The 5,909-nt window shown below is 70.7% G+C and carries 6 protein-coding genes; 1 reads left to right on the top strand and 5 read right to left on the bottom strand.

What is annotated here, in order from left to right; translation table 11 throughout:
• Positions 1 to 282: 282 nt before the first annotated feature.
• The 5 genes from fabF to fasR all read right to left on the bottom strand — a co-directional run bounded on the left by fabF (position 283) and on the right by fasR (position 5,222).
• Entirely contained in the window at positions 283 to 1,554 is a 1,272-nt protein-coding gene (gene fabF / locus ABZ281_RS33760; protein ID WP_356661729.1) for a beta-ketoacyl-ACP synthase II, read from the bottom strand.
• Between the two features lie 86 nt (positions 1,555 to 1,640).
• Positions 1,641 to 1,889, bottom strand: coding sequence for an acyl carrier protein (locus ABZ281_RS33755; protein ID WP_003989952.1), 249 nt, complete (start codon positions 1,887 to 1,889; stop codon positions 1,641 to 1,643).
• A gap of 81 nt (positions 1,890 to 1,970) precedes the next feature.
• On the bottom strand, positions 1,971 to 2,972 hold the full coding sequence (locus ABZ281_RS33750) for a ketoacyl-ACP synthase III (protein ID WP_356661727.1): 1,002 nt from the start codon (positions 2,970 to 2,972) through the stop codon (positions 1,971 to 1,973).
• A 25-nt stretch (positions 2,973 to 2,997) separates the two neighbouring features.
• A complete protein-coding gene (locus ABZ281_RS33745; protein ID WP_356661725.1) occupies positions 2,998 to 3,927 on the bottom strand; it encodes an ACP S-malonyltransferase in 930 nt (309 codons plus the stop codon).
• 89 nt (positions 3,928 to 4,016) lie between these two features.
• Positions 4,017 to 5,222, bottom strand: coding sequence for a fatty acid biosynthesis transcriptional regulator FasR (gene fasR, locus ABZ281_RS33740; RefSeq protein ID WP_329328968.1), 1,206 nt, complete (start codon positions 5,220 to 5,222; stop codon positions 4,017 to 4,019).
• A gap of 285 nt (positions 5,223 to 5,507) precedes the next feature.
• On the opposite strand from fasR, the gene ABZ281_RS33735 reads away from it, so the two are divergent.
• A partial coding sequence (locus ABZ281_RS33735) for a pirin family protein (RefSeq protein ID WP_356661731.1) occupies positions 5,508 to 5,909 on the top strand: 402 nt, incomplete at its 3' end.

Raw genomic sequence — 5,909 nt, 5'->3', positions numbered from 1 at the left:
GGTGTGAGGCTTTGGTCTTCTAGGGCCCTTCTGATGGATCTCCGCGGCGTCGCGATGCCCGGCACGCTCCCCCAAGCTCCCGACTCCGCTCGAGCAGGGGGTACCCCCACTCGCCGCACCGGACACCGCTCCTTCCTCCACGGAGATCCATCAGAAGGGCCCTAGGGGCGCGGGGAACTGCGCGATCAACCCCCACCGTCCGGCACCCGGCACCCGGCACGACGCAAAACGGCGAGTGGCCCGAACTCACACAGAGTCCGGGCCACTCGCCGTAAGGGCGAATCAAACCGTCCGGAACGCCAACACCACGTTGTGTCCACCGAACCCGAACGAGTCGTTCAGCGCGGCGATCCGTCCCTCGACCGGCAGCTTCCGAGCCTCACCCCGAACGACATCGGCATTCGCCTCGGCCTCGGGGTCCAGGTTCTCCACGTTGATCGTCGGCGGAGCCACCCGGTGGTACAGCGCCAGCACGGTCGCGACCGTCTCGACACCTCCCGCACCACCCAGCAGATGCCCGGTCATCGACTTCGTCGCGGACACCGCGAAGTGGTCGGCGTCGTCGCCGAACACCTTCCGCAGCGCCTTCAGCTCGGCGATGTCACCCGCCGGCGTGGACGTCGCGTGCGCGTTGACGTGCACGATCTCCGCCGGGTCCAGGTCGTTGCGGTCCATCAGGTTCTGCAGGGCGTGCGAGATGCCCCGCCCCTCCGGCTCCGGCTGCACGATGTCGTGCGCGTCGGCGGAGATGCCCTGCCCGACCGCCTCCGCGTACACCCGGGCACCGCGCTTCGCGGCGTGCTCGGCGGACTCCAGGACCACGACACCGGCGCCCTCACCGAGGACGAAGCCGTCGCGGGCGGTGTCGTAGGGACGCGACGCGCCCTGCGGGTCGTCGTTGTTCTTGGACATCGCCATCATGTTGCCGAACGCGGCGATGGGCAGCGGGTGGATCGCCGCCTCCGTGCCACCCGCGACGACGACGTCGGCGCGGCCGGTGCGGATCATCTCGATGGCGTAGCCGATGGCCTCGGCGCCCGAGGCGCAGGCGGAGACCGGCGTGTGCACGCCCGCGCGGGCGCCCACGGCCAGGCCCACGTTGGCCGAGGGGCTGTTGGGCATCAGCATGGGCACGGTGTGCGGGGAGACGCGGCGGACGCCCTTCTCCTTCAGCACGTCGTACTGGTCGAGCAGCGTCGTCACGCCGCCGATACCGGAGGCGATGACCGCGCCGAGCCGGTCGGGGTCGATGTTCGGGTCCTCGCCGGCCTTCGCTTCGAAACCGGCGTCGGCCCAGGCCTCCTTGGCCGCGACCAGCGCGAACTGCGCCGAGCGGTCCAGTCGGCGGGCCTGCGGCCGCGGAATGACCTCGGTCGGCTCCACGGCGACCGGGGCCGCGATTTTGACGGCCTGGTTGGCCGCCCAGTCCTGCTCCAAGGGCTTGACGCCGGACTTGCCGGCGATCAGGCCCTCCCAGGTAGAGGCTGCGTCGCCACCCAGCGGTGTGGTTGCGCCGATACCGGTGACGACCACGGTGCGATTGGTCGGGCTCACGGGAATTCTTTCTCCAACGGTTACGAGGATTAAGCGGCGCCACCGCCGGGTGGCGGGGCAGTCAGCCCAAAGGCCGGATCGGCCGATCAGCCCTGGTGCTTGAGGATGTAGTCGGTCGCGTCGCCGACGGTCTTGAGGTTCTTGACGTCCTCGTCGGGGATCTTGACGTCGAAGCGCTCTTCGGCGGCGACGACGACCTCGACCATGGACAGCGAGTCGACGTCCAGGTCGTCGGTGAAGGACTTGTCCAGCTGGACGTCCTCAACCGGGATGCCGGCGATCTCGTTCACGATCTCGGCGAGACCGGCGACGATCTCTTCCTGAGTGGCGGCCATGTTGGCGCTCCTTCGTAGATTTCCAGAGGGTGTGGCAGGTGCTTGTTCCCGTACCGGATCGCATGATCCGGCACGGAGTGCCTAGGGGAGGGTAACGACAGTCGCGGCGTAGACGAGACCCGCCCCGAAGCCGATGACGAGCGCGGTGTCGCCGCTCTTCGCTTCTCCGGTCGCCAGGAGCCGCTCCATCGCGAGCGGGATCGAGGCGGCCGAGGTGTTGCCGGTGGTGCGTACGTCACGTGCGACCGTGACGGACTCCGGCAGCTTGAGTGTCTTCACCATCGAGTCGATGATCCGCTCGTTGGCCTGGTGCGGGATGAAGACGTCCAGGTCGTCCGCGGTGATGCCGGCGGCGTCCAGCGCCTCCTTGGCGACCTTCGCCATCTCGAAGACGGCCCAGCGGAACACCGCCTGGCCCTCCTGCGTGATGGCGGGGAACTTGGCGACCTCGCCGGTACGGTAGTCCGTCCACGGCACGGTCTGCTTGATGGTCTCGGACTTGTCGCCCTCGGAGCCCCAGACGGTGGGGCCGATCGCGGGCTCCTGGGCCGGGCCGACGACGACCGCGCCGGCGCCGTCACCGAACAGGAAGGCCGTCGCGCGGTCCTCCAGGTCGGTCAGGTCGCTCAGCCGCTCCACGCCGATCACCAGGACATATTCGGCGGAACCCTCGACGATCATGCCCTTGGCGAGGGTGAGGCCGTAGCCGAAGCCCGCGCAGCCGGCCGAGATGTCGAAGGCGGCGGCATTGTTCGTGCCGAGCTTGTCGGCGATCTCGGTGGCGACGGCCGGGGTCTGCTTGAAGTGTGAGACGGTCGAGACGATCACGCCGCCGATCTGCTCGGCGGAGATCCCGGCGTCGGCGATCGCCTTGCCGGACGCCTCGACCGACATCGCGGCGACGGTCTCCTCGTCGTTCGCCCAGTGCCGGGTCTCGATGCCGGAGCGCGAGCGGATCCACTCGTCGGACGAGTCGATCGTCTCCAGGATCACCTCGTTCGGCACGACCCGGGTCGGGCGGTAGCCGCCGACGCCGAGGATGCGCGCGTACGGGGCGCCCTTGCTGGGCTTGATCTTCGCCATGCGGTCGGCTCCTTGGGGGCGGCGGTCAGGCGTGCTCGGCGATGAGCTCGCGAGCCGCGTCGAGGTCGGCGGGGGACTTCAGGGCCAGTGTCTTCACCCCGGGCAGGGCCCGCTTGGCCAGGCCGGTGAGGGTACCGCCCGGGCACACCTCGATCAGAGCCGTGACACCGAGCTCCTTGAAGGTCTCCATGCACAGGTCCCACCGGACCGGGCTGGCGACCTGGCCGACCAGACGCTCCAGCACCTCGGCGCCGCCGGTGACGGTCCGGCCGTCCTTGTTGGAGACGTAACGGACCTTCGGGTCGCCGGGCGCCAGGGCCTCGGCGGCCTTGGCCAGGGTGTCGACGGCCGGTGCCATGTGGTGCGTGTGGAACGCGCCGGCGACCTTCAGCGCGACGACCTTGCGCACGCCCTCGGGCTTGTCCGCCTCCAGCGCGGCGATCTGCTCCCTGGTGCCGGCCGCGACGATCTGGCCCGCGCCGTTGATGTTCGCCGGGGTCAGGCCGAGCTTCTCCAGGTGCGGAACCGTCACCGCGGGGTCGCCGCCCAGCAGCGCGGCCATGCCGGTCTCGGTGACGGCGGCGGCCTCGGCCATGCCGAGCCCGCGGGTGCGGACCAGGCGGAGTGCCTCCTCGGTGGGGAGCACTCCGGCGAGCGAGGCGGCGGTGAACTCACCGACGCTGTGCCCGGCGATCGCGCCGACCTTCTGCGGCAGCTCGGCGGGGTCGTCGAACAGCAGGTGGGCGCAGGCCAGTCCGGCCGCGACCAGCAGCGGCTGCGCCACCGCGGTGTCGCGGATCTCCTCCGCGTCGGCCTCGGTGCCGTAACGGATCAGGTCGAGTCCCGCGGCGTCGGACCAGGCCTCGAGGGCACCGCGAACACCGGGGAAGTCGAGCCATTCGGTCAGGAAGCCGGGCGTCTGAGCGCCCTGGCCGGGAGCGACGAGTACGAGCACTCTCACACTCTCTCTTGGGTACGGGCACAGCCGCCCGTGGGGACAGGGACGAAGAACACGGGGGCGTTTTGTCGAGCCCCGACAAAACCCTAGGGCTGGAGATCTCCATCGACCAGACGACCCAGGATCAACGCGATCCGCAGTGTGAACGCAGAGCGTACATCGGAGGGTGACCAGCCGGTGACGTCAGTCACACGTCGAAGCCGGTAGCGGACGGTGTTGGGATGGACGAACAGCATCCGGGCGGCGCCCTCGAGACTGCTCGCCTGTTCGAGATAGACGCTGAGGGTCTCCAGGAGCGCGGCCCCGGCCTCCTCCAGCGGTCTGTAGATCTCCTCCACCAGCTGCTCACGGGCCGAAGGGTCCCCGGCCATCGCCCGCTCCGGGAGCAGATCGTCCGCCAGGACCGGGCGCGGGGCGTCCTGCCAGGCGGAACACGCCTTCAACCCGGCCGCGGCGGCCTGCGCGGACCGGGTCGCGGCCAGCAGGTCCGGTACCACCGGGCCCGCCACGACCGGTCCGGCCGCGAACGGGCCGATGAGCGACTTGGCGACGGCCAGCGGGTTGTCGCTGCCGCCGGCGATGACGACCAGCCGGTCGCCGAGCACCCCGGTGAGCACCTGGAGCTTGGCGTGCCGGGCCGCGCGCCGTATGGCCTCGACGGTCAGCTCGCTGTCCCCGTCGGGTGCCGTGCCGAGCACCACGCACACGTGCTCCGGGGAGTTCCAGCCCAGGGCGGCGGCCCGGGACACGGCCCCCTCGTCGGCCTCGCCGCTGAGCACGGCGTTCACGACCAGGGACTCCAGCCGGGCGTCCCAGGCGCCGCGTGCCTCGGCGGCCTGCGCGTACACCTGGGCCGTGGCGAAGGCGATCTCCCGGGCGTAGACGAGCAGCGCCTCGCGCAGCACCCGCTCGTCGCCCGGGGCCGCGACCTCGTCGATCGCGCTCTCCATGACCTCGATGGTGGTGCGCACCATCTCCACGGTCTGGCGCAGGGTGATCGCCCGGGTCAGCTCGCGCGGCGCGGTGCCGAACACGTCGGTGGAGATGGCCTGCGGGGCGTCCGGATGCCGGAACCACTCGGTGAACGCGGCGATGCCCGCCTGTGCGACCAGACCGATCCAGGAACGGTTCTCCGGGGGCATGGCCCGGTACCAGGGCAGCGTCTCGTCCATCCGCGCGATGGCCTGCGCGGCAAGCGATCCGGACGACTTCTCCAGCCGCTTCAGCGTCGCGGCATGCGGATGGACGTCATGGGCTGCGGCTTCGTTCTTGCTGGTTTCGGGTTCGGGCACGGGGACAAGACTGCCTTATCCGGACGGGAAGGTGGGCCGCCGGGTCAGGCCCTGCCCGGCGGAGCATGTCGCAGACGCGGGGTCTGGTTCGCCCATCTGCGGCGTTGTCGTCACTCGCCGACTTTCCCGAGCTCTCGGCCTCGCTCGAGCAGGGGGAGCCCCATCGCGTCGGCTCCCTCCTCCGCCTTGCAGCTGGACGCACCGGACCCCGCTCGCCGGCGTCTGCCCGTTCTGTTGCCTCACTGCGACCCGCTCCGCCGGGCAGGGCCTACCGTGGGCTTCGTGATGGACGTGAGGCGCGCGGACGGGCGCTACCCCGGAGGGGATTCGGCCGCAGGGATCGAGTCGTGGCACGCCTTCTCCTTCGGGCCCCACTACGACCCGGACAACCTCCGGTTCGGCGCGGTGCTCGCGTGCAACGAGGAGCGGCTGGCGCCCGGAGCCGGCTTCGACGAGCATCCGCACAGCCACACCGAGATCGTGACGTGGGTGGTGGAGGGCGAGCTGACCCACCGGGACTCCACCGGGCACGAGTCGGTCGTACGCCACGGGGACGTGCAGCGCCTCAGCTCGGCGGGCGGGGTGCGGCACGTGGAGCGCAACGACGGCCCTCGGCCCCTGACCTTCATCCAGATGTGGCTCGCCCCCCTCAGGCCCGGCGGCGACCCGTTCTACGAGGTCGTCCAC

Origin of the sequence: Streptomyces sp. NPDC006265, from assembly GCF_040613555.1 — a bacterium.
Lineage (GTDB): Bacteria > Actinomycetota > Actinomycetes > Streptomycetales > Streptomycetaceae > Streptomyces.
The sequence above is the reverse complement of the archived record's forward strand: the minus strand, read 5'-3'. Positions and strand labels throughout refer to the sequence as shown.